24 protein-coding genes and 1 riboswitch are annotated in these 24,165 nt (G+C 44.1%); of the genes, 16 read left to right on the top strand and 8 right to left on the bottom strand.

Annotation, left to right across the window (positions count from 1 at the left end):
- Positions 1 to 87: 87 nt before the first annotated feature.
- A riboswitch (cobalamin riboswitch) is annotated at positions 88 to 394 on the bottom strand.
- A gap of 213 nt (positions 395 to 607) precedes the next feature.
- A complete protein-coding gene (locus B3M51_RS09870; RefSeq protein WP_292758763.1) occupies positions 608 to 1,186 on the top strand; it encodes a LemA family protein in 579 nt (192 codons plus the stop codon).
- 2 nt (positions 1,187 to 1,188) lie between these two features.
- Complete coding sequence (locus B3M51_RS09875; protein WP_292481896.1) at positions 1,189 to 2,211, top strand: M48 family metalloprotease; 1,023 nt, start codon at positions 1,189 to 1,191, stop codon at positions 2,209 to 2,211.
- A 64-nt stretch (positions 2,212 to 2,275) separates the two neighbouring features.
- On the opposite strand, the gene B3M51_RS09880 is transcribed toward B3M51_RS09875, so the two are convergent.
- The 3 genes from B3M51_RS09880 to B3M51_RS09890 all read right to left on the bottom strand — a co-directional run bounded on the left by B3M51_RS09880 (position 2,276) and on the right by B3M51_RS09890 (position 6,390).
- Positions 2,276 to 3,331: a calcium/sodium antiporter gene (locus B3M51_RS09880; protein ID WP_292758765.1), complete on the bottom strand. Its 1,056-nt coding sequence runs from the start codon at positions 3,329 to 3,331 to the stop codon at positions 2,276 to 2,278.
- A gap of 86 nt (positions 3,332 to 3,417) precedes the next feature.
- A complete protein-coding gene (gene secD / locus B3M51_RS09885) occupies positions 3,418 to 5,937 on the bottom strand; it encodes a protein translocase subunit SecD (RefSeq protein ID WP_292758768.1) in 2,520 nt (839 codons plus the stop codon).
- Between the two features lie 54 nt (positions 5,938 to 5,991).
- Entirely contained in the window at positions 5,992 to 6,390 is a 399-nt protein-coding gene (locus B3M51_RS09890) for a hypothetical protein (RefSeq protein WP_292758771.1), read from the bottom strand.
- Positions 6,391 to 6,467: 77 nt separating this feature from the next.
- On the opposite strand from B3M51_RS09890, the gene B3M51_RS09895 reads away from it, so the two are divergent.
- From B3M51_RS09895 to B3M51_RS09955, 13 genes are all read left to right on the top strand, one after another.
- Positions 6,468 to 7,439 carry a glutathione S-transferase family protein gene (locus tag B3M51_RS09895; RefSeq protein WP_292758774.1) on the top strand — a complete coding sequence of 324 codons (972 nt, stop codon included), beginning with the start codon at positions 6,468 to 6,470 and terminating at the stop codon, positions 7,437 to 7,439.
- A 250-nt stretch (positions 7,440 to 7,689) separates the two neighbouring features.
- Positions 7,690 to 8,061 carry a diacylglycerol kinase gene (locus B3M51_RS09900; RefSeq protein WP_292758777.1) on the top strand — a complete coding sequence of 124 codons (372 nt, stop codon included), beginning with the start codon at positions 7,690 to 7,692 and terminating at the stop codon, positions 8,059 to 8,061.
- Positions 8,061 to 10,025, top strand: coding sequence for an LTA synthase family protein (locus tag B3M51_RS09905; protein ID WP_292758780.1), 1,965 nt, complete (start codon positions 8,061 to 8,063; stop codon positions 10,023 to 10,025). The genes B3M51_RS09900 and B3M51_RS09905 overlap by 1 nt, the downstream gene beginning before the upstream one ends.
- Positions 10,026 to 10,167: 142 nt before the next feature.
- Positions 10,168 to 10,863: a thermostable hemolysin gene (locus tag B3M51_RS09910; RefSeq protein ID WP_292481882.1), complete on the top strand. Its 696-nt coding sequence runs from the start codon at positions 10,168 to 10,170 to the stop codon at positions 10,861 to 10,863.
- Positions 10,860 to 12,338: an AMP-binding protein gene (locus B3M51_RS09915; RefSeq protein WP_292758784.1), complete on the top strand. Its 1,479-nt coding sequence runs from the start codon at positions 10,860 to 10,862 to the stop codon at positions 12,336 to 12,338. Before B3M51_RS09910 ends, B3M51_RS09915 begins: the two co-directional genes overlap by 4 nt.
- Positions 12,325 to 12,972, top strand: a complete 648-nt coding sequence (locus tag B3M51_RS09920) for a TenA family transcriptional regulator (RefSeq protein WP_292758788.1) — start codon at positions 12,325 to 12,327, stop codon at positions 12,970 to 12,972. Before B3M51_RS09915 ends, B3M51_RS09920 begins: the two co-directional genes overlap by 14 nt.
- Positions 12,969 to 13,781, top strand: a complete 813-nt coding sequence (locus tag B3M51_RS09925; protein ID WP_292758791.1) for an SDR family oxidoreductase — start codon at positions 12,969 to 12,971, stop codon at positions 13,779 to 13,781. Before B3M51_RS09920 ends, B3M51_RS09925 begins: the two co-directional genes overlap by 4 nt.
- Positions 13,778 to 14,446 (top strand): tetratricopeptide repeat protein, encoded by a 669-nt coding sequence (locus B3M51_RS09930; protein WP_292758794.1) that lies wholly within the window; start codon positions 13,778 to 13,780, stop codon positions 14,444 to 14,446. Before B3M51_RS09925 ends, B3M51_RS09930 begins: the two co-directional genes overlap by 4 nt.
- Entirely contained in the window at positions 14,427 to 15,086 is a 660-nt protein-coding gene (locus tag B3M51_RS09935; protein WP_292758797.1) for a response regulator, read from the top strand. Before B3M51_RS09930 ends, B3M51_RS09935 begins: the two co-directional genes overlap by 20 nt.
- Positions 15,083 to 16,408, top strand: coding sequence for an ATP-binding protein (locus B3M51_RS09940; protein WP_292758800.1), 1,326 nt, complete (start codon positions 15,083 to 15,085; stop codon positions 16,406 to 16,408). The genes B3M51_RS09935 and B3M51_RS09940 overlap by 4 nt, the downstream gene beginning before the upstream one ends.
- Positions 16,405 to 16,743 (top strand): cupredoxin domain-containing protein, encoded by a 339-nt coding sequence (locus B3M51_RS09945; protein ID WP_292758803.1) that lies wholly within the window; start codon positions 16,405 to 16,407, stop codon positions 16,741 to 16,743. Before B3M51_RS09940 ends, B3M51_RS09945 begins: the two co-directional genes overlap by 4 nt.
- A gap of 2 nt (positions 16,744 to 16,745) precedes the next feature.
- Positions 16,746 to 17,528: an FTR1 family protein gene (locus B3M51_RS09950; protein ID WP_292758806.1), complete on the top strand. Its 783-nt coding sequence runs from the start codon at positions 16,746 to 16,748 to the stop codon at positions 17,526 to 17,528.
- Positions 17,521 to 18,210, top strand: coding sequence for a hypothetical protein (locus tag B3M51_RS09955; RefSeq protein WP_292758809.1), 690 nt, complete (start codon positions 17,521 to 17,523; stop codon positions 18,208 to 18,210). The genes B3M51_RS09950 and B3M51_RS09955 overlap by 8 nt, the downstream gene beginning before the upstream one ends.
- A 3-nt stretch (positions 18,211 to 18,213) precedes the next feature.
- Here B3M51_RS09955 and B3M51_RS09960 read toward each other — a convergent pair whose 3' ends face one another.
- Together B3M51_RS09960 and hmpA are read right to left on the bottom strand one after the other, a co-directional pair.
- Positions 18,214 to 18,522: a hypothetical protein gene (locus B3M51_RS09960; protein WP_292758812.1), complete on the bottom strand. Its 309-nt coding sequence runs from the start codon at positions 18,520 to 18,522 to the stop codon at positions 18,214 to 18,216.
- Positions 18,523 to 18,636: 114 nt separating this feature from the next.
- Entirely contained in the window at positions 18,637 to 19,890 is a 1,254-nt protein-coding gene (hmpA, locus tag B3M51_RS09965) for an NO-inducible flavohemoprotein (RefSeq protein ID WP_292758815.1), read from the bottom strand.
- A gap of 131 nt (positions 19,891 to 20,021) precedes the next feature.
- Here hmpA and norR point away from each other — a divergent pair, with 131 nt between their 5' ends.
- The gene (gene norR, locus B3M51_RS09970; protein ID WP_292758818.1) at positions 20,022 to 21,644 is read left to right on the top strand and encodes a nitric oxide reductase transcriptional regulator NorR; all 1,623 of its coding nucleotides are present in this window, start codon (positions 20,022 to 20,024) and stop codon (positions 21,642 to 21,644) included.
- On the opposite strand, the gene B3M51_RS09975 is transcribed toward norR, so the two are convergent.
- The 3 genes from B3M51_RS09975 to B3M51_RS09985 form a co-directional block, all read right to left on the bottom strand.
- Positions 21,605 to 22,651 (bottom strand): NAD(P)-dependent alcohol dehydrogenase, encoded by a 1,047-nt coding sequence (locus B3M51_RS09975; RefSeq protein ID WP_292758821.1) that lies wholly within the window; start codon positions 22,649 to 22,651, stop codon positions 21,605 to 21,607. The two genes, norR and B3M51_RS09975, sit on opposite strands and share 40 nt — an antisense overlap.
- A gap of 170 nt (positions 22,652 to 22,821) precedes the next feature.
- Positions 22,822 to 23,172 carry a DUF3147 family protein gene (locus B3M51_RS09980; RefSeq protein ID WP_292758824.1) on the bottom strand — a complete coding sequence of 117 codons (351 nt, stop codon included), beginning with the start codon at positions 23,170 to 23,172 and terminating at the stop codon, positions 22,822 to 22,824.
- A gap of 81 nt (positions 23,173 to 23,253) precedes the next feature.
- On the bottom strand, positions 23,254 to 24,096 hold the full coding sequence (locus tag B3M51_RS09985) for a LysR family transcriptional regulator (protein WP_292481849.1): 843 nt from the start codon (positions 24,094 to 24,096) through the stop codon (positions 23,254 to 23,256).
- Between the last annotated feature and the right edge of the window lie 69 nt (positions 24,097 to 24,165).

Genomic DNA, 24,165 nt, shown 5'->3' on the forward strand with positions numbered 1-24,165 from the left:
GCAGCAAAAACAGCTACCAGTATGGTAAATAGCGGGCAGGGGACAGTATGGGTGTAATCTCGGAAACGTTCAGGCACCCCGCCACGACTCCATCGTTAGCTTCGGGCCGGTCTCCGGACTTACAGCTTAGCTATGTCAGTATCTGATTATCTTTTCTGGCCATTACAGAGGTGGCTATAAAAGATAAAACAGTACCTAAGCTTCATTTCTCGTCTTCCCATACTGTCAATGTACAGTGACTGTCGATCTATCAGGCAGATAGCGACCAGAGCTATGAAATAACTGTTTACCGTTGCGGGGGCAGTACAGGAATAGCCAAATCATTGGCGCACCTGTTTCCCGTTTAACCTTTATTACATGTTGCAATAAGGGCACCTGAAACTGCCAGCGATAATACAGACAATTGTTATTCAGTCAAACCAGGCAATGCGAGTCAGTTTGCAAATGATGCTTGTCTGGATTCAAAAACAAGTTCGACAATGATATTGAGTAGTATTGGGCTGAACATTAATGGCCCTTGGCTTTCATAAACAGTAAGCTGTTTAATACTGTGGGTAACTAATCCATAATCAATCACGACATTAAATTCAATCTTAGGAGAGCAAATATGGAATGGGTATTACTAGGGATTGTCGGCTTACTGATTTTATATGTGATTATTGAATACAATAAATTAGTGCGGTATCGCAATATCTTTCAGAATGCATTCAAACAGATTGACGTTACCCTAAAACAGCGTCATGACATGATTCCTCAGTTGGTCAGCACCGTTAAAGGCTATGCCAAGCATGAACAGGAAACGCTTAATGGGGTAATTGAAGCTCGCAATCAAGCGGAAAAAATGCGTGATCAAACTGACTCGGGCGATGCAAAGTCAATGCTGGCGCTTGGGCAGGCCGAAGGGGTGTTAGGTAAAGCAATGGGCGGTATCTTTGCGTTATCAGAAGCCTATCCGGATCTGAAAGCTGACGGTGCTTTCCGTGATCTTATGGAGCAGCTGACCAGCATTGAAAACAAAGTGGCAGCCTCGCGCCGCGGTTACAATAATACGGTGCTTGAATATAACAATGTTCTGGAAACCTTTCCGACTAATATTCTAGGCAACATGTTCAGTTTTACTCGCGCATCAGAGCTGGAGTTTGATGACCGTGAAGCGATTCAAGAAGCTCCCAAGGTTGAATTTTAAAAATGGCTGCAACGAGCAGCTATCAACTTGGTGCAAATGCCCGAAAACAAAGCCGGCTGATGATGACTTTGTTTATTTTTTCTGTGGCGTTGATCGCAGCCGTGATTGCCGCTCTGGCCTCTGTCAGGATGACCAGCGACAGCATTAATCAGACTGAACAGATAATGGTTAACTGGCAATTATTTGGGTTGGTTGCTGCCGGCGTTGCTACGGTGATTATTCTGACCTCTATCTGGAAAATAGTCACCATGGGCGGTGACGGTGCAAAGGTTGCTCAGGCTTTGGGAGCGACCGATATTAACGAGCTAACCGGTGATCCCCTGGTTACCCGTTATCAAAACATCGTTGAGGAAGTGGCGCTGGGAGCCAGCATCCAGACACCAAAGATTTTCATCATTGAAAACGAACCCGGAATTAACGCCTTCGCAGCGGGCAGCGCACCTGATAATGCGGCTATTGCCGTGACTCGTGGCGCATTAACGTTATTGAATCGCGATGAACTGACTGCGGTAGTCGCTCATGAGTTTGCGCATATACGTAACCTCGATATGCGGCTCAACCTTCGTGTAATCGGTTTGATTCACGGCTTGATGGCACTTTATGTTGTCGGGCGGATTCTGATGCACTCTGGAGGTCGTAGCAGAAAAGGTGGTGCTCAGATACTGTTGATTGGAATTGCTCTGATTCTGCTGGGATTACTGGGGGCATTTATGGGCAAAATTATGCAGGCAGCTATATCTCGTCAACGTGAATATCTTGCTGATGCGGATGCCACACGCTATACCGGAAACCCGATCGCGTTAGCAGGAGCATTAAAAAAAATAGGTGCCCTAAGTCAACAAGGTACCAATAAAGCCAAGCATGATGAACTGGAAGAAGCCAGACACATGTTGTTTGCCGAGCTTTCAAATAAAATGTCCGGAATGTTATCTACACATCCGCCGTTGGTAAAACGAATTCAGGCACTGGAACCCGGGTTTGACCCAGAAATTAACGGCTGGCCTGAGATAGAAAATGCTCAATAAAATAATTATCCCTCACCCCAAACAGTACCTATTTGAAGTGAGAGATAATGGTTTGTTGTGAATACTAATTATAGCGTCTGCGTAATAAATCATTTACTAAGCAAAGTAATACGTAAAAGCCAACCAGTGGAGCCAATCCATAAACCAGTCCGGCTTGCAATTGTGGCAGATAAGGTAAAGACAATGCCATTGTAATGGTAAACCAGACATAGGCGACGTATAGCACCAGGAATAAGAAACCTTCAAACCGATTTAATGTGCTTCCCAAAAAGAATAAGGGCAAACATAAAATTGCTACAGCTAACATAACGGGAACGTCAATCTGCATCAGCTGTTCGCTGGCCAGTAAAGGGGTGGGGGAGAACAAGCCCGACAAACCCAATACCGCAAGAATATTGAAGATATTGCTACCCACCACATTTCCAATCGCAATATCCCGTTCACCTTTGATGGTGGCAACGACAGAAGTCATGACCTCTGGTAGTGATGTACCCGCAGCGATAATAGTCAAGCCAATAACTGCTTCACTGACACCAAATGAAGAAGCAATCGTCACCGCACTTTGAACCAACCAGCGGGCGCCCAGTACCAGTAAAGCAAAGCCGATTACGATCAGCAAGATATTTTGCCAGGTCGGTGCCGGATTCTTATCTATCTCAACTGTGGCATCAATTCCAGTTTTTTTGCCCTGATAAAACAGAAACACCGTGTACAAAATGACGCCTGTTAACAAAATAGCTGCTTCAAGTTTGCCAATCATGCCATCCTGAATCATCCACAAAGCGACAAAACTGATGCCAATCATTATTGGTACGTCCTGACGGATCAATTGTTGTGAAACCATCAACGGCATGATTAAAGCCGCGAGACCGAGAATAAACAGAATATTGAAAATATTACTGCCCACCACATTAGCAATGGCCAGTTCAGCCTGCCCGGAAAAAGCGGCTTTGACACTGACAGCCATTTCGGGGGCACTGGTGCCAAATGCCACCACCGTTAAACCAACCACTAAAGCCGGGATCCCGAAACTGGTCGCTAAACGTGAGGCGCCTTTAACCAGTAACTCTGCTCCCATGATTAATAGAATTAATCCTGCACCCAACATCAACCACGTCATCTTTTTTTCCTTGAAATACTTTATGGTGAGTTGCCTCACCATAAAGTCATAATTATTAATTAGTTACAAACGGATTCTCGATTTTTCTACATAATGGCATCCAGTTTCTTTTGCATTTCTTCAGCAGATGGACGCAACTGCGACAGACCTTTACGCATACGATGCTGCCCCATCCAAAACACAATAGGTGCCGCGATAAACACCGATGAGCTGGTGCCAATCACAATGCCAAATAGCATTGGCAAAGCAAAGCTGGCGACAGCACTTCCCCCAGCAACAGCCATAGGGATCAATGCCAGAAAAGTGGTCACTGACGTAAATACCGTACGGGTTAATGTGGACGTGATACTTTCATTCAATAACTCCAGCATCGGTTTATCAGGTGTCAGCCGTAGATTTTCCCGGACCCTGTCAAACACCACTACTTTGTCATTGACTGAGTATCCGATCAACGCTAATAACGCTGCGACCGCTGTGAGATTAAACTCCACGCCGGCTAATACAAAAAAACCGATGGTTTTGGTCAAGTCCAAACCAATCGTTAATGTAGCTGCCAGGGCAAAATGGTACTCAAAGCGGATCCACAAATAGGCCAACATGCCAAAACCAGCAAAAACAATCGCCAGAATGGTTGCATCGCGAAAATCACCACTAACCTTTTGTCCCACCAGCTCAACTCGTGGGAAACTGGCATCAGCAGATATTTCGGTCACCGCAGATTTGATTTCTTCAACCGTTTTGCCGCTGGCGACCTGCTCAGCACCTTCCATTGGTAAACGCACCAGATAATAGTCATCATCACCAAACTCCTGAATAGCAGCTTGCGCAAAACCCTTTTCTTGCAAAGCCTGACGAAGCTGTTCCACGTCGGTATTGGGCGCCGCTACCTCCATTACCGTACCACCGCTAAAGTCGATGCCATAATGCAGTCCGGGCTGGAAGAATAAACCGATGGAGGCTAGTGACAAAATAGCAGAAGCGGTAATGCCGATAAATCGACCTCGCATGAAATCAATCTTGCTATTGCTGAGCCGATCCAGACTTTTAATACCGGAAATTTCCAATAAAGCCTGTTTCGGCATTTTGCTGACTCGCCATTCCATCAGTAAACGAGTAAATGAAATGGAGGTAAACATAGACGTAATCAGACCAATGGCCATTGCCACCGCAAAGCCTCTAACCGGACCACTGCCAAACATAAACAGCAAACTGATTGCGATCAATGAGGTGATATTGGAATCCAGAATCGTGCTGTAAGCACGTCTGAAACCAGCATCAAGTGCCATAAACGCTCGTTTTCCACGACGGGTTTCTTCACGGATCCGTTCATTTATCAGAATATTGGCATCCACGGCCATACCGATACTCAGAATAATCCCGGCAATCCCAGGTAGCGTCAACGTAGCACCTAATAAGCTCAGCACACCAAATATCAAACCAATATTGAGTGTCAGACTTAGACTGGCGATCAAGCCCCAGCTGCCATAGATTGCTAGCATAAACAACAGCACTAGCATGGCACCGATTATCCCAGTGGTAATGCCCATCGAGATCGAATCACTGCCTAAATCAGGCCCCACGGTACGTTCTTCAATCACATTAAGTGGTGCTGGTAAGGCACCAGCACGCAGCAGCAAGGCAAGTTCATTGGCTTCGGCTACAGTGAATGCGCCACTGATCTCGCCACGTCCCCCGGCAATTACACTGCGGATAACAGGCGCAGTGATAACCTCATCATCCAATACAATTGCCAGAGAGCGGCCAATATTGTTTTTGGTCATTTCCGTAAACAGCCGGGCACCTTCTTTATCCAAAACAAAACTGACGACCGGCTGACCGGACTCCTGACTAAAGACCAGATTGGCATCCTGAATATGTTGCCCTTCAAGCGCGACGCGTGCCTCTAACGCATACACATCATCTGAATCAATGCCTTTCGCTTGAATGACTTCCTTGGAATCAGCACTGGCGGCCCAGTGAAAGGTCATTTTCGCTGTCGTGCCCAACAAAGAGCGAATATAACTTGGATCATCCACACCAGGTAATTGCACCAGAATGCCATCACTACCTTGTTTGGTAATGGTAGGGTCGACCAACCCGCTTTCATTCAGACGTTGACGAACCACTTTTAAACTATGCTCAACGGCATCTTTAGTGAGTTTTTCACTATGTAGCTTGGTTGGAGTGATAGTCAGTTTATTCGTCTCAGCATCAAGCGAAAACAAAGCCAAACCACCTTTGGGATCTTTAATAAAGGTCTGGACAAGTTGTTTGATATCCGCCATCCGAGCAGGATCTTTCGGGGTGATGACCAGGTGGTTTTTCGATACAGAAATAGGCTGAATAAAGATCCGTTTTTCTCGTAATGCATCGGTGATCTGTTCCGCTAACTGCTGATGATCGTTAAGTTGTAAATCATTGGTATCCACTTGCATAAGCAAATGAGAACCACCGCTTAAATCAAGGCCTAATTTAAAGGTATTTTCAGTAAACCAGGAAGGTAAATGTTGTGTCGTCGACGTTGGCAACACATTAGGCAATGCACTAAGCAGGCCCATAATGATAATCAGGCTGAATAAAACAGCCCTTGAATAGAAGGAACGCATACATAATCCTCGAAGATAGCTTCGTTTTTAAACAAAAAAGGTTTAGCAGTGGGATTAGTAGGAGTTCGGTGGTGCGCGATTGAGTGGTAAATAATATTTGGCATTGCTGGGGATAAGCAATGTTAGATAACCTAAGGCATCCGTCTGCAGCAGTATCGCGACAGGAAGAGACAATAAGCTGGAAAACACTAACCAATGGTGTTCGTTGTCACCATCAAACGTGTTTGGTGCTGGCAGATTTTTGAGATCCAGCAGTGAACGGAAATGATCTCGATGATTGGCTAAGGTAAGCTGATTAAAATCAGCAATAAAACCCGAATCACCTGAAAGGTTTGCCTGACGAAAATCAATCCAGCTGGTAAACGCCAGACTATTCAGCAACAACAGCAATACACACAGCTGCCAGAAATTGGCAGGGCGCTGGTCAAACTGCTGTGCGTGGGGATGTTTCATGAACTTATTCGCAATGAAGTGCACAAATTGTGAGCTTCGCCAATAAAACAGTCAATATAATTTAAGGAAAGTTATCTATGGGTTTATTAATGGAAGGCCAGTGGGTCGATCGCTGGTATGACACTGATTCCAATCAAGGAAAATTTATTCGCAGCAAATCACAGTTCCGCAACTGGGTGACCGCTGATGGTAGTCCTGGCCCGTCAGGGAAAGATGGTTTTAAAGCGGAAGCAGGGCGTTATCATTTATATGTTTCTCTGGCTTGTCCATGGGCGCACAGAACCTTAATCTTTCGTAAGCTTAAAGGACTGGAAGATATGATTTCGTTGTCGGTAGTCAACCCATTGATGCTGGAACATGGCTGGACATTTGATCATGCGGAAGGTGTGATTCAGGATCCGCTGCATCAGGCGAAATTTTTACACCAGATTTATACCCATGCTGATCCGCAATATAGCGGTCGCGTAACGGTTCCAGTGTTATGGGACAAACAACAGAACACAATGGTCAGTAATGAATCGGCCGAAATCATTCGTATGTTTAACAGTGCGTTTGATGAGATTGGTGCCAAAGCGGGTGACTACTATCCTGCTGAATTGAGAAACGATATTGATGCCATCAATGATGAAGTTTACGACAACATTAACAATGGTGTGTACAAAGCGGGTTTTGCCACCACACAACAGGCTTATGAAGAGGCCGTTTTTCCATTATTTGACGCATTGGATAGGTTAGATGAACGTCTGAGCAAAAATCGCTATTTAGTCGGTAATGCTCTTACCGAAGCAGACTGGCGTTTGTTTACCACACTGATTCGCTTCGATGCCGTGTATCACGGCCATTTCAAATGCAACCTGAAACGGATTGCCGATTATCCGAATCTTTCTGAATATGTTCGCGAGTTATACCAGTGGCCTGGTGTTGCAGAAACGGTAAACATGCAGCACATCAAAGAGCATTATTACCGGAGTCATAAAACCATTAATCCCACGGGTGTGGTACCAGCCGGGCCAATTCTAAATCTTAATCGGCCACATACCCGACGCTGATATCAATGCATGGTGGCAAGATAAAACATGACGCCCGCGTCAATAAAGCCAAAGGCAATAATGCCCATCACCAGATAGTGCCAGAAAGTTAATTTGGATTTCATAAAAGCTCCTTATTATTGATGCTGTTTAAATCTAGACAAGCTTCAAAACAAAAAGACTGACCAATCAAACAAAATTTAATCCCGTAAGGTTTACTTAAGTATTGGCGTCGTAGCATTAGCCTCATTTTGAGTAATGGGGCAAATTTGTGGAAAAACATACTGGATGCAAACGGCTGCTTTATGCTTTTGGTTATTCCATGCAGGGGCTTTTCGCTGCACTGCGTTATGAAACGGCTTTTCGACAAGCCTTTCTGCTGCTTCTAACTGCAGGCATTAGCAGTTTTTTTCTCGATGTATCACCAGTTGAACGACTGACCATGATCACAGTTTTATTGCTTGTGGTAATGGTTGAAGCACTGAATTCGGCGATCGAATGTGTCGTTGATCGCATCAGTACCGAGCATCATCTGCTGTCAGGCCGAGCGAAGGATTACGGTTCTTTGGCGGTGCTTATTGCCATTATTATTGCTCTGGCCACCTGGCTGACAATCTTGTGGCCTTTAACAGGGCGGGGCTGATGATGACTAAATTACAGTCTTTTTTTGGCCCTTATCTGATATTGTTCAAGCTGCTTCTCACCGGCTTGGTCATTCTGAGTTTATCGCGTCTTGGCTTAGTCGTGTGGCAGTGGGATAGAGTTATTGCTGCTACATCACTCCCCACCATTTTCTGGCAAGGAATTCGTGCAGATTTGATTATGATGGGAATGCTGCTTGTGCCATTAGCGCTGGGCATGCCATTACTGGCAAATCGAATTGGATGGAAGATTTGGCAAAATCTAGTGCTGATTTGGGGCGTGCTGGTTATTGTCCTTATCAGTTTTATGGAAGCCTCAACGCCCGCTTTTATTAGTCAGTACGACCTGCGTCCTAACCGCTTATTTGTTGAATATCTGCGTTATCCGAAAGAGGTCTTTGCCACACTTTGGCAGGGATTTCGCTGGCCGTTATTGATAGGACTGACTCTCACCGTTATCTCCGGAGTGGTGGCAGAGAAACTATTGCAACGCTGGCTGCACACTCATCAGAAAACCTGGCCAATATGGAAAGTTTGGCTTACCTGGCCATTGTTACTGTTGATACTTGCTTTAATGATTCGATCGTCTATTGGTCATCGACCTGCCAATCCGTCCAGCTTTGCTCTAACACCAGATGCGATGGTGAATAGTCTTATGCTGAACTCTGCCTGGTCAGTGTATTTTGCGATTTATAATATGCAGCACGAATCAAATGCTGCTGACGTCTATGGCACAATGACGAATGAAGCAATTCTGGCTCAATTACATGAAAATTATCCGTGGATTGGTCTGGATACTCAGCGTAAATTCCCCACATTAAATATCCATCAGGCAACTGTAAAGCGTGATAAGCCCCTCAATTTGGTCATTATCTTGCAAGAAAGTCTCGGCGCAACATTTGTTAAATCCCTTGGTGGGGAATATGCAGTGACGCCACATCTGGAACGCCTGAAACAAAAGGGTTGGTGGTTTGAACAGCTGTATGCCACCGGTACACGTTCAGTGAGAGGTATCGAGGCGATAATCAGTGGCTATTTGCCGACTCCTGCTCGAAGTGTGGTCAAGCTATCGCTATCTCAGCAAAACTTTTTCACCATTGCTGATTTACTCAAACAACGGGGTTACTTCACCGAATTTATCTATGGCGGTGAATCCCATTTTGACAATATGGCGAGTTTTTTTATTGGCAATGGCTTTGAATCGGTGATTGATCAGCATGATTACGAAAATCCGGTTTTTACCGGAAGCTGGGGCGTTTCAGATGAGGATCTATTGAATAAAGCCCATCAGCAGCTTCAGCAAAAACAAGCGGAAGGTAAACCCTATTTCAGTTTAGTATTCAGCTCCAGTAATCATTCACCCTATGAATTCCCGGATGGTCGTATTGAGCTGGATAATCCTGTCAAACAAAGTAATACCAATGCAGTGAAATATGCTGATTATGCATTGGGACAGTTTTTTGATAAGGCCATGCAAAGTGATTACTGGGAAAACACTCTGTTTCTGGTCATTGCAGATCATGATTTAAATGTTTATGGCGATGCACTGGTGCCCATTGAACGTTTTCAAATACCCGGTCTAATTTTGGGTGCAGATATCAAACCACGCAGCATAGCCACCATTGCCAGCCAAATCGATATGGCACCGACTTTATTGTCGTTAATGGGAATAAGTGCGGAAACCCCCATGATTGGCCGAGATTTAACGGTGGAAAGCGAACAACAGTCGATAGGGCGGGCTTTGATGCAATTCGCTGACAATTATGCATTGATGCAGGGAGAAAATGTGACTGTACTCAGGCCACATAACACGGCGCTTGAAGGGCATTATTCGCTGAGCACCCGACAATTGAAAATTATCGGATCTGCATCGATTGAAGATGAGCATGAGGCACTGGCCCATGTGTTATTGCCTTCATGGCTCTATCGGGAACAACGCTACGATATGCCCGATTTAATACAGTAATAACAGTCTTGAAATTACAGGCCTGAAATTATCTGTCAGATAGTTTCAGGCTTTTTTATCAACGTTAGAATTAAAAGCAGCTTAAGTTTTTCTTAAGTATCCAGCTTTATCCTAGGCAACCATAAACATCAGGAGATGATTTATGGAAGCAACTACCTTACAGAATTCGACACAACAGAATGTAAAACATTGGCAACAACGTTTGTTGTTTCCGCATAAATCACTGTCATTAATTGATGACCAATCCAGTGAACAATCCGTGGTGCAGGATTTTATCAGCGAGCGGTTTAATGATGCTTTTGGCGCTGAAATTCAGCATTTCCTGCCTTATTTTCTCGCCAGTCATATGGATGGTGACATTGATTCTGCTATTGGTTTTCAACCGGTTCAGCAGCAACCGTTATTTCTCGAGCAGTATCTTTCTCAATCTGTTGAACGCACCCTGAAATTACATGGTGTTCACACCGGACGGCCAGACATGGTCGAAATAGGTAATTTGGCGGCCAGTTTTAATAGCGGCAGTCCGTTATTATTTATTTTACTGGCAGCGGTATTAGATCAGGCCAACTACAAGTGGGTGGTATTTACGGCAACCCGTCAGGTCAGGCATCTGATTTCCCGACTACAACTTTCAACCATCACCTTAGGTGATGCTGATCCCCAACGTTTGATTGATAAAACCCAACAGTGGGGCAGTTATTACCAGCATCAACCTATGGTATTGGCCGGTCACCTGGCGACGGCTATCGCACATCTGCGCCAACATCAGGTGATTCAATCGTTATTGGAAACCCATAAGGATTTTGTAGAAAACACGGCGAGGATGATTCGGCAATGAACAGCAAAATTTTACAATCCTTTGAAAAACTTGCCGTTGAACAGCCAGACAAAATTTGTGTGCTGGATGACGTTCAGCAACGGACACGCCAACAGGTGATGCAACAGGTTGAAGCGGTCGCTGAAGAACTAAAGGAATATCAACACCAGGTAATTGGTTTACTGGCTGATAACAGCGTGCAATGGTTAATTATGGATCTGGCAGCACAGCGGGCCGGAATCATTTTATTGCCATTGCCCTTGTTTTTTACCCCAGCTCAACTGCAACATGCTTTGCAGAGTGCGGGAGCTATTGGGCTGATGCATGACCGACCGTTAATGATCGATAACGATTTTCTGGGTGAAAGTCACTTTGTAAAAAGTCTGATGATCACCTTCACAGCCTGCCGAAATATCTCAGTCATTGCATTACCTCCTGGCACAGCAAAAATTACCTTCACTTCCGGATCAACAGCCGACCCAAAAGGGGTGTGCCTGAGTAACGACAATCAATATCAGGTAAGTCAGAGTTTATTAACCGTGCTGCAGATGAAAAATGTACGGCATCTGGCATTACTGCCATTAAGCACGTTACTGGAAAATATTGCAGGACTTTACACACCCCTGTTAAGTGGTGGAGAGATTATATTGCTGGGCATGGAAAAAACCGGGTTTTCCGGCAGTCTGGCAGGCAATATTTATCAATTATTGAGCACAATTTCCCATTATCAACCAGAAAGTCTGATTCTGGTTCCGGAACTCTTGTCGGCTTTATTATTAGCTGCTGAAAAGGGATGGCAGCCCCCGGAATCCTTGCGATTTATTGCGGTAGGAGGAAGTCGTGTTGCCAGCGAAATGATTGAACGTGCTCGTAAGTTTGGCCTGCCTGTTTATGAGGGATACGGCTTGTCTGAATGTAGTTCAGTGGTCAGTCTCAATACGCCAACACAAGATAAGCCTGGAACAGCTGGCAAGATATTGCCTCATGTCGATATCCAGACTGAAAAGGGTGAAATCACGGTCTCGGGTAATGCCTTTCTGGGTTATATCGGCACGGACTTCTCACACTCAAACACGGTTTCCACCGGCGATATGGGCTATCTGGATCCGGATGGGTTTTTAGTCATTAAGGGGCGTAAAAAACAGCTGCTGATTTCCAGTTATGGCCGAAATATTAATCCTGAGTGGGTGGAAAGTGAGGTGCTTGCTCATCCTGGGATTCTGCAATGTGTTTTGTTTGGTGATGCTAAACCGTATTGCACCGCATTGATTTATACCCGTTTAAACGATGCCGCATTGGAAAACTGGCTATTACAGGTTAATAAAAAGCTTCCAGCCTACGCACAAATTAGCAAATGGCAGCGACTTGAACAGCCGTTAACAGCAAAAGCTGGACTACTCACAGCCAATGGTCGACCCAAACGCGATCAAATTTTTACTTTTTTTCAACATGAATTGGAATCCATTTATCAGGAGCCACAGTATGGGATTTTTTGACACACTCTGCCAGCAAACCGAGGTTGAGCGACAACACTTATTATCGGCCCCCATTATCGATCAGGCGATGCGAGGGGAAGTGACGCTGGATTTGTATATCGCTTTTCTGACACAGGCTTATCATCATGTAAAACATACCGTACCGCTACTGATGGCGGTTGGTTCGCAATTGCCAGAACAGTATGAATGGTTACGTGAAGCGGTTGCTGAATATATAGAGGAAGAGTTGGGACATCAGGAATGGATCCTGAATGATATAGCCGCCTGTGGTCATGATAAAGAATTGGTGCGAAACAGTCGTGCAAATTCTGCCACCGAGCTTATGGTGGCCTATGCATACGATACGGTTTTCCGCGTCAATCCGCTGGGATTTTTTGGCATGGTTCACGTCCTGGAAGGTACCAGTATTGCTACCGCAGATAATGCAGCGACAGCAATTCAGAATGCTTTGCTTTTACCGGACAAAGCATTTAGTTATCTGCGTTCACATGGTGCGCTGGATCAGGACCATGTGAAATTTTTTGAAGCTTTGATGAACCGTATAGACGATCCTTTGGCACAGCAACAGATAACTCACAGCAGCAAAATGTTTTACCACCTGTATGGCGATATTTTCCGGAGCCTGACGGTATGAATACGTCTCTGAACACCCATCCCATCACTATCGTTTTAACTGGTGCAACCGGAGGTCTCGGGTCGGCACTGGCAAAAGCGTTATCTGCTCAGGGAGTGTTATTGGTTTTATGTGGACGAAATCATATTCAACTGGAACAGCTTAATCGTGCATTGGGTGGACAACACCACTGCATCGCCGGTGATTTGACTACAAGCTCGGGACGACAGGCCGTATTCGCCTATTGCCAGCAGTTTAACCGCGGAATTGATGTTTTGATTAATAATGCAGCCAGCAATCATTTCGGGCCGCTCAAAGAGATGAACGAAATTACCGTGCAGCAGATGCTGGTAACTAACCTGTTGGTACCCATCGAATTAACACGTTTATTACTGCCGATACTGGCAAAAGCAGATAAGGCCCAGATCATCAATATCGGTTCGGCATTCAGCCGGCTCGGGTTTCCGGGATTCAGCGTCTACAGTGCCTGCAAGTTTGGTCTGCGGGGATTTACCGAAGCGATGCGTCGTGAACTGTCTGATACCACAATTACGGTTCGTCTGTTTGCACCGCGCACCATTAGCACCACGATGAACGATAACAACGTGACAGCCATGAATAAAGCATTGGGAAATCAGAGTGATAGTGTTGAAAGCGTTGCCAGCCAGTTTGTCGATTTTTTTCAAAAAAACCACCGTAGTGAGCAGTTTTTAGGCTGGCCGGAACGTTTTTTCGGTTGGCTGAATGCAATTAACAGTCGATGGATAGATCAAGGTCTCGCCAAAAAACTCCCCTTGATTCAACGTTATTGGACAGGAGCAACAAAATGAAAAAAACATATGCAACTTTTTTTGGCTTGGTATTCGGAATTTTCAGTTTATCTGCCCAGGCAATATCACCGGAAGCATTACAGTTACAGTCAGGCTGGGAACATGCCAATTATGAATTAAGCGACAAACAGCAGATTGAGGCATTTGACTTATTAACCGCCAAAGCGGATGAACTAAAAAAACACTCCTCCGAGCAACCGGATGTATTAATCTGGCGGGGGATTATCTATGCCAGTTACGCGGGTATTAAAGGTGGCCTGAGTGCGTTATCCATGGCCAAAACAGCCAAAGCCGATTTGGAAAAAGCCATTGAAATTGATGAACAGGCATTGAATGGTTCAGCCTATACTACGTTAGGGACTTTGTACTACAAAGTGCCTGGTTGGCCATTAGGTTTCGGGGATAAGGCGACAGCGGAAAAATTACTGAAAAATGCATTAAGATTAAACCCGCAAGGTATTGATAGTAATTACTTTTATGCGTTGTTTTTAATGGATGAAAAACACTATAAACAAGCTGAGTCTTATCTGTTATTTGCTAAAAAAGCGGCTCCCAGAGCAGATAGACCGCTGGCAGATAAAGGCCGTTTAATGGAAATCGACAGGGCTTTGGCTGAAGTGAACAAACATATGAATGACCAAACCAATGCAAATACTGCTAATTGAAGACGATCTGTCATTGGCGCAGGGCCTTATCCGCTCGCTGCGTCATGACCGGTTTACCGTCAATCATTTAAGCTTGGGACGTCAGGCAATTAACAGTATTAAAACCACTGCTCCGGATATCGTGATCCTCGATCTGGGCTTACCGGACATGGATGGCACAGCCGTATTGGCAGAGATCCGTAAGGTGAATGCAACCTTACCAATATTGGTATTAACGGCTCGAGGCAGCATCAATGATCGGGTCATTGGGCTGGATGCCGGTGCTGATGATTATCTGGCCAAACCATTTGATATCGACGAACTGCTGGCCAGGTTAAGAGTTTTTGAACGTCGTCTGAGCAGTCAGCAACATGCTGCATTGCAGATTGGCCCCGTCAGTCTTGATAACAAAACCATGCAGTTAACAGTCGATGATGTCTTGGTTGAATTACCGCGTCGCGAATTTATGTTGCTGAAAATTCTGATGGAGAATGTTGGACGGGTGCAGACTCGAGACAGTCTTGAATCCAAGCTTTACAGTTGGGGAGAAGAAGTGGCAAGTAATGCTGTTGAGGTACATGTGCATCATTTACGCAAAAAACTTCCGGAAGGGTTTATTAAAACCATTCGCGGAGTAGGTTATCAAATCAGTAATCAATGAAATCTATCCGACTGTATTTACTGCTGATACTGGTAGCCACGTTGATATTGGTGATGTTTGTATCCCTGCTGAAAGGCTATCAGTCCAGTATCGAAACCGCACAAGGCTTATTTGATGAACGGTTGATTAACACCGCTGAATTAATTGCATCAGCCCATGTTGATCAAACCACGTCTGATTCAGCTCAAAGACCCACCAGTGATTACCTGTTTTTTCAAATATGGGATGCAAACGGGCAACTGCTAACCCGATCCGACACAGCCCCACATATAGCACTGAGCCGTTTTGAAAAAGGCTTTTATGATGTCAATTTTAATGGCTTTCGCTGGCATAACTATGTTTATCCTGATCCCCAATTTCAACGATGGATTGTTGTTGGTGAACGTAGTGATGTTCGTAGCTCTATGGCGGAAGATATTGTTTTAGCAACCATTTTTCCGGCATTTTTTGGCATCGTTATCGCCGCCATTTTAATCTGGTGGCTTATCGGAACAGGGTTAAAACCGTTAAAAAATCTTTCCAGACAACTTGCCAGTAAACAGGCTGATGATTTGAGGCCGATTGAAATGGCACCATTGCCCAGTGAAATGAGTCAGTTGGTGAAAATCATCAACCAGCTGTTCTGGCGACTTGATCAGAGTTTTCAGCGCGAACAACGATTTGCTGCTGATGCGGCGCATGAATTACGAACGCCCATCAGTGCCTTACAGATTCATTTACATAATCTGCGACAAACCTATGGCGACAACACGGAAGACTGGCAACTCATGCAGGCAGCTGTTGATAGAATGGGCCATCTGGTTAACCAAATCCTTATGCTGTATCGCACAGCACCTGAACAAATTGCTGCAAAAGATGAATCAATTGATCTGTATAAATTGACCAGCGATGTGATTGCCCGTGATTATCAGCAATTTGATAAACGCCAGCAACATATTGAATTGATTGGTGATTCAGTCATTATCCAAGGCCATATGTTTGCATTGGAAACGCTATTACAGAACCTGCTGAACAATGCCAGCAAATATGCGCCAACAAATGGGCATATCGTGATTCATGTCCATCAGACTGAAAAAGGTGTTCGATTAACCGTTGAAGATGATGGGCCAGGAATTCCACCGGACCAGTATGAACGTATTTTTGACCGGTTTTATCGGTACCAGAACGAAAACAGTGATCTGCAATTACCCGGGTGTGGTCTGGGACTGGCCATTGTTCGACATATTATCGACATGCATCATGCCGATATTAAACTCACCCAGTCTACCTTTGGGAGTGGCCTCAAGGTCGTGATTGATTTTCCTGTGGCGTTCAATACATGATGAAATATTTTTTTATATGCATGGCTATCATGCTGATTCCATTGAATAGTTATGCTGCACCACCAGTATTTGAGATCTTGATAAAAGATCATCTGTTTTATCCTGATGAACTGGTTATTCCAGCCAATACCAAGGTTAAATTATTGGTCAAAAACCAGGATGCAACACCCGAAGAGTTTGAAAGTTATGAACTTAATCGTGAAAAAGTGATTCCGGGAAATACCCAGGCAATTATTTTTGTCGGGCCATTACCGCCCGGCATTTATCCATTTTTTGGAGAATTTTTCCCTAAAACAGCTCAAGGCAAAATTATTGTCAAAGAGAGTGGGAAATAACCATGCTGTTGAATAGCGTTATTCTGGTGTTACGTGAAGTACTGGAAGCCGCAATGGTGGTCAGCCTGTTCATGGCATTTACTACAGTAAGTCAGCAATCACGCTACTTTTTACTGAAAGCGATTTTGTTGGGGTTGGTTGCCGGGGCTACTTACGCGTATTTTTTACCGGAAATTTCAAATTGGCTGGAAGGTATTGGCCAGGAAATCACTAATACCATCATTCACCTCGGTATTTATCTGTTTCTAACCGGTTTTTTATGGCTTATTTCCAGCAATATCCTTTTACCAAATCGACTGGTCAAAGCGGTGATGATGGCAGCGATTATCCTGGCAATCAGCCGGGAAAGTGCCGAAATCATGTTATATATTTCCGGGTTTCGTAGCGACCATTTTTTGATGCGGTCTGTGCTATCAGGCAGTCTGATTGGTTTAGCCATTGGGGTCAGCTGCGGTATTTTTTTATACCACTTGATGATTGCTCTAAAGCCAGCCGCCGCGACCAAATTTATCTGTGTTCTGGTGGTGATAGTTGGCGGCAGCATGATGTCTCAGGCCACTCAGTTTCTCATCCAGGCGGACTGGTTGCCCTCAACAGAACCGGTCTGGGACAGTTCTCATATTATCAGCGAACATTCGTTACCCGGTCAGTTGCTGTATGCCTTGATGGCGTATGAAGCGACGCCAACATGGAGCCAGATAGTGGTCTATCTGACCAGTCTGGCACTGATGATACTGGTCATAGCTTCTGCACGTTTTTTACAGGATCAATCGAAATATGATTAATCTTCGTCACACAGGTTTATTAATATCTTGTCTTTTACCCATGGTCAGTCATGCCGATGGTAATCCGGTTGATAAAGTTTATGCACCCTATGTGCAGCCACTGGAACGCGAAATTGAATGGCGAATGACAGACTCTGATGGGCGACAGATTCAACGCTTGGGATTGGGGAAAAGTCTTTCCGACCGTTTGTTTATCGAAGGTTATTTGATCGGCGAAGATAATCAAAATAATGACTTTCGCTTGCAGGCATTTGAAGTTGAAGCGCTTTGGCAACTGACCGAACAAGGTGAATACGGTATTGATTGGGGACTGATAACCGAACTCGAACGACAACGTGATGATGAAAACTGGGAAGTAGCGGCTGGATTAATTGCCCTGAAAGAGTGGGGAAGATGGGTTGCAACCAGCAATTTCTGGCTTAAATATGAATGGGGTGAAACCCAGGAAAGTGAATTTGAAACCGCTTTATCATTACAAACCCGTTATCGACTTTCTCGCTATTTTGAACCGGCCATTGAGTTTTATGCCGGCGAAGATACGCGTGCTTTAGGACCGGTGTTTCTGGGAGATATCCGTCTTTCTCCTGGCAAAAAACTGCATTGGGAAGTAGGCGTGCTTACTGGATTATCCTCCAAAACTGCCGATACCAATTGGCGAGCCTTGCTTGAATATGAATTTTAAAATTTATTCCATTTGTGAAATGCAGTCTTCATAAGTCTGATTTTTAAAATTATCTATAGCTTGCTGCTTACCTTCATTGGTTTCCGCTACAGGTTGCTGATAGGCACTCAGCAGCAGACCGCGGGTCACATTACCCATGGCGTTTTCCATTGCTTCGTGAATCGGCGTATTCATTTGTCGAAATAACATATATGAACCAGCTTTGCTGGCCCAGTCATCACATACTTCAGTATTGACGGGTGGGGCAGCGTAAGTCGTGAGTGAAATAAGCGACATTATGCTAATAAGTAGTGCGGTATTTATTTTTTTCATGATGCATCCTGTTTTACATTAAAGGTTGCTTTTACGCCTATGCAGATGAAGATTGCGTCAAGATTGTCTGTTACAACAGAAAAGTGGAGAGCTACTTCGCTCTCCACCATCTTTTTAGATATCACTATGCGGACCAAATACTTCGTAATGAATTTGATCGGCAGCCACGTTTAAATCCAGTAGCTGCTGTTTGATAAACCGCATAAATTCAACTGGTCCACAGATATAAAAATGACCATCCGTCAGCGGCAGCTCAAATTGCAGGCGGTCTATCTTTAACAAACCATTTAGCGCCTGATCATCTTCAGCATCATCCTGCTTATACCAATAATAATAATGCAGCTTCTCCAGCTGATTTGCCTTACTTTTAAGCTGCTCGGCATAGGTGTGCTGATTTTTATTCTGACAGGCATGCAAAAACCAGATGTGTTGTTCGGTCTGGCTGGCCAGCAGGGTCTCCAGCATAGCCATCATTGGTGTAATACCAACACCGGCAGATATCAGAACTGTCGGTTTGTCTAAATGGGCTAAATAGAAATCACCCGTGGGTGGCATTAGCTCAACATGGTCACCAACCTGTACTGAATCGTGTAAATGATTGGAAACGAGGCCAGCTCGAGGGTGAGATTCACGTTTGACACTGATCCGGTAACTTTCCCCATTAAATTTATCAGAAATAGAATATTGTCTGATTTCAATATTTTCTGCCTGCTCAGGTTTTACTCTAACGGCCAGATACTGACCGGGTTGGTAATTGGCAATTTCACCACCATCGACTGGAACAAAGGTAAAGCTGGTGACCAGTTCTGATTCCGGTTTTTTATCTTTAACTTTAAATAAACGTGAACCGGTCCAGCCACCGCTTTTGTTTTGGTATTCGCTATAGATATCCTGCTCACGACCAATTAACACTTTGGCTAATAGCCCATAGGCTTTAACCCATGCGTCGGCTACATCATCGGTAAATTCTTCGGGTGCCATTTCACGTAGTGTTTCAATCAAATGATGACCGACAATCTGATATTGATCAGGCTGAATATCAAAACTGACATGTTTATGGGCCACCCTTTCGACCAGTTCACCTAAAGCACCCAGATCATCAATATGCTTGGCGTACATCGCTACAGCGCTGAACAAGGCAAATTGCTGTCTTCCGGTGGCCTGATTAGCAAGGTTAAAAATATCTTTCAATTCAGGGTTATGACTGAACATGCGTTTATAAAAATGATCGGTAACTTCAACCCCGGCATTTTCCAATAATGGGATGGTACTTTTAACTATTTCAATGGTTCTGTTATCTAACATAAATAACCTCTTAACGAATTCAAACAACTTGTTCTTTATTAGTGGTTGCAGAGGTTGTGCCACTTATAAGAATCTTTATAAATCAATTAATTACATAAATACGCCTCACCCATTGTGTCACATTGACATGGAAGGAACGTGTCTTTTTGACCTTATAGTGCTAAATTGACCTTAATTGAATAATCGAGGTGGCTATGCAAGATTTTGATTCAACCTTATTACTTGAAGTCGCACTGGATCTGGCGAACAGTATCAATAACGATGATCGTTTTGATCGCCTGTTGGCATCAATTCGTAAGGCCATTAAATGTGATGCTGTTGCCTTATTGGGCCTGCATGAAAACCTGCTAACGCCTTTGGCCATTCAAGGCTTGTCCTCAGAAGTATTGGGTCGACGTTTTTATCTAACAGAACATCCCAGACTCGAGCAGCTATGCAATGCCAGCAAACCACTAATCTTTCCCGATAACTGTAATTTACCTGATCCCTATGATGGTTTGTTATTGGCCAGAACCGGCGATCTTCCAGTGCATTCCTGTATGGGATTACCATTGTATTCGGACCAAAAAGTCATTGGTCTGGTCACCATCGACAGTCTTCAGGCTGGCAGCTTTAACACTATAAGTCCCAAAACGCTTGAACTGATAGCCGCATTGTCTGCAGCAACATTGAAAACTGCATTGGAATTTAAAAAGCTCGAAATCAGTGCCCAGCATGCTCAGCAACTTGTGCAGGAACTGACTCAGGAAGCCTTGTTAAAAGATGGGGGAGAGCTGATTGGTCAAAGCACTGCCATGCAGATTTTGAAAAACGAAATCCAGTTGGTCGCCGGCTCAGATTACACCGTGTTGATCACGGGTGAGACAGGAGTGGGTAAGGAGCTGGTTGCACGGACGGTGCATCAATTGTCATTGCGAAAAGATAAACCCTTAGTCCATATCAACTGTGCTTCTTTGCCTGAAACATTGGCTGAAGCCGAATTATTTGGACACACCAAAGGCGCTTTTACCGGAGCGGATCGTGAAAGAGCCGGTAAATTTCAATTAGCCCATGGTGGCACTCTGTTTCTTGATGAAGTCGGAGAGTTGCCGTTAGCCGTGCAAAGTAAGCTGCTGCGCGTATTGCAAAGTGGTGAAATACAACCGGTGGGTAAAGATAATGTCGAGCAGGTTAATGTTCGCGTGATTGCGGCTACCAATCGTAATCTTGAAGAAGAGGTTAGCGAGGGACGTTTCAGAGCCGATCTGTACCACCGTTTATCGGTTTATCCAATCAAGGTCCCACCGTTAAAAGATAGAGAACAAGACGTGTTATTACTGGCGGGTTACTTTCTGGAAAAAACCAGTCGTAAATTAGGCATCAGGCAATTACGTCTTACCCAGGATGCAGAACAGGCTTTGACAAGCTATCACTGGCCGGGCAATGTTCGTGAACTGGAACATGTGATCAGCCGGGCATCGTTAAAAGCCAAAGCAAAACCGACGACTACCGGCATCATTTCATTAAATAGAGAGTTTCTTGAGTTACCAGCAACAACTATTGCTGAAAATTCAGTTAAAAATACCGCTGAATTCAAACCCAGTCTATCGCCCGACATGGATCTCAAAACCGCTACCAATGAATTTCAAAAACATTGCATTTTAACCGCTGTTACCCAAGCTGATGGTAACTGGAGTGAAGCGGCCCGATCGCTGAAAACCGATCGGGCCAATTTGGTCAGGATGGCAAAACGCCTAGGCGTTTCGATTAAGAAATCTGTTGTAAATCATGAATCAGGTTATGCGCTTAATGAAGCCATATCAATGACAAAACGATAACGTACATCAGATTTTTCCATACGATCAAAAGCCTCATTAATCTCATCCATTTTGATCATTTCGCATTCTGGCAAGATGTTCATTCGACCACAAAAATCCAGCATTTCCTGCGTTTCGGCAATGCCACCTATCAACGAGCCCGCAATACGGCGACGTCCGAAAATCATAGGTGCCGTATTTGGCCCTTCAACCGGGCCGATCTGTCCAACCAAAACCAGCGTGGCATCATTATCCAGCAATGGAATGTAGGGATTCAGGTCATGATTGACCGGAACGGTATCGATAATTAAATCAAAGCTCGAACCCGCGCTTTCCATTGCTGCTTCTTCTTTAGAAACCAGAAAAGCATGTGCACCAAGATCTTTGGCATCCTGTTCTTTCTTTGGAGATGTACTGATAACTGTCACGTGAGCACCTAAACCCACCGCCAGTTTAATTGCCATATGGCCCAAACCGCCCATACCGACAACACCCACTCGGCTACCTGGACCCACGTTCCATTCTCTGAGTGGTGAATACGTGGTAATACCTGCACAAAGGAGTGGGGCGACAAGTGCCAGATCCAGATTTTCCGGGATACGTAATACAAACTCTTCACGAACCACCAGGTTTTTGGAATAACCACCATGGGTTATATCACCAGAAATTCTATCGGGAGAACCATAGGTCAAGGTAAATCCATTACGGCAGTATTGCTCGTGATCATTATGGCATTCATCACAATCCTGACAGCTATCTACCATACAACCTACAGCCACATTATCACCCGGTTTAAATTTGGTCACCGCAGATCCAACTTCGATAACACGGCCAACAATTTCATGGCCAGGTACCACAGGATAAGTCGAGCTTCCCCAATCATTTCTCGCCACATGCAAATCAGAATGGCAGACACCGCAATAAAGAATTTCCATGGCAATGTCATTGTCACGTAATGCACGTCGTTCAAAAGATAACGGTGCTAAGGGAGAATCAGAAGATTGAGCTGCATAACCGATAGTTTTCATAAGAAGATTCCTAATGGTAGTTAAACAAGTTGACGGGAGAATTACACGAGATGCTATTTAGATAAATAGGATTAATTAAAATATTTCAGATGGTATTAACTAAACATTAACCCCAATCAAATAATCAATAAGCGGAAGTCACCATAGAGAATATGATCAGGAATATAAGTCTAAAGATTAATGCCAAATGACCGTAATGCAACCAGCATAAAGTAATAACCAACAACGGTGGCACCGATTGCAATCAAGAGGCTCCAGTAAAAATGTACGCCCATGTTCAGCAAAATTGGCAAGGTAATAAACAAAGCCAAAGAGGGAAGAACCAACCAGAAAATATTGGATGCCAAGATACTGGTTTTTGTTACATCGCCCGTTTCTTGATACAACCAAATGATGGCAATAACTGAAATCAAAGGCACTGAGGCCATAATGGCACCAAAGACTGAACTTCGTTTAGCTAGTTCAGAAATTACGACAATAACAACAGCGCTAACAACAACTTTAGTTATGTAGTACCACATAGGCCACCTGAATTAGTTGATAAAAATTTCGCTAGCCTCTATATCCGTTTTTCAATCTTAAATCATCGCTATTCAACAATATCACAACCATGGTTCAGATATTTTCCCCGCCTTAAATAGTGCATTAAGCACTTTTTGAAAGAGCGCATTTTTGGTCTGCTTTTTATGCATCATATACACAGGAAAAGTAAATTCTGGATAATTATCAACCTTGATCAAATCTCCTGAATGTAAATATTTTTGGACTACACGTGTTCGAAAATAACCGCTGCCACCATTTTCCAGAATGTGCTGGAGTGCGAGCTGACCAAGATTAATAGTCAGCTTGGGTCTTGCCAGATGTGGAAGAGCGATATCATGCTGTTTACGGAAATATTCTCCCCAATCTACATATATATAGGGTTCAGCTTTGTTTTTAGATGAGACAAAGATCAGTTTTTCTTCCAGAACTTGTTCAACTTGTATTCCAGGGCCGTATTCCGGTTGATGTACCACAATGACATCTAATAAACCTTGCTGGAGTTTGTGATGCAACGATGTTCGTTCACCGATTTCTGCATTAATCGCCGTTTCGGAAATATCCTGACTAAGATTATTTAGCCACTGAAGCATTAACGGACTCCAAAGACTGATTTCGCCAGCAATATTGAAAATAGTTTCGGTACCTGTCGGTAACGGTAAATTTCGCTTGGCTCCTTCCCATGCCTGCACAATCGCTACCGCATGTTCAATAAACTTTTCACCATCAAGCGTAGTAGTAGCACCTGAGCGATTCCTGATAAATAACCGGCAACCAAGCTGATTTTCAAGGTTATGCACACGAGCAGTAACTGTGGTTTGAGTCACATTCAGTTTTACTGCCGCAGCCCCGAAACTGCCTAAGCGAATGATTTCCAGAAAAGTACGAGCCTGATTAATATCCATCAATAATTTTGATTTTAAATAAAGATATTATTCATTATACATATCTAAAAGGAGGGTCCAAACTACTCG

This window comes from Methylophaga sp. UBA2689 (assembly GCA_002354555.1).
In the GTDB taxonomy this organism is placed as follows: domain Bacteria; phylum Pseudomonadota; class Gammaproteobacteria; order Nitrosococcales; family Methylophagaceae; genus Methylophaga.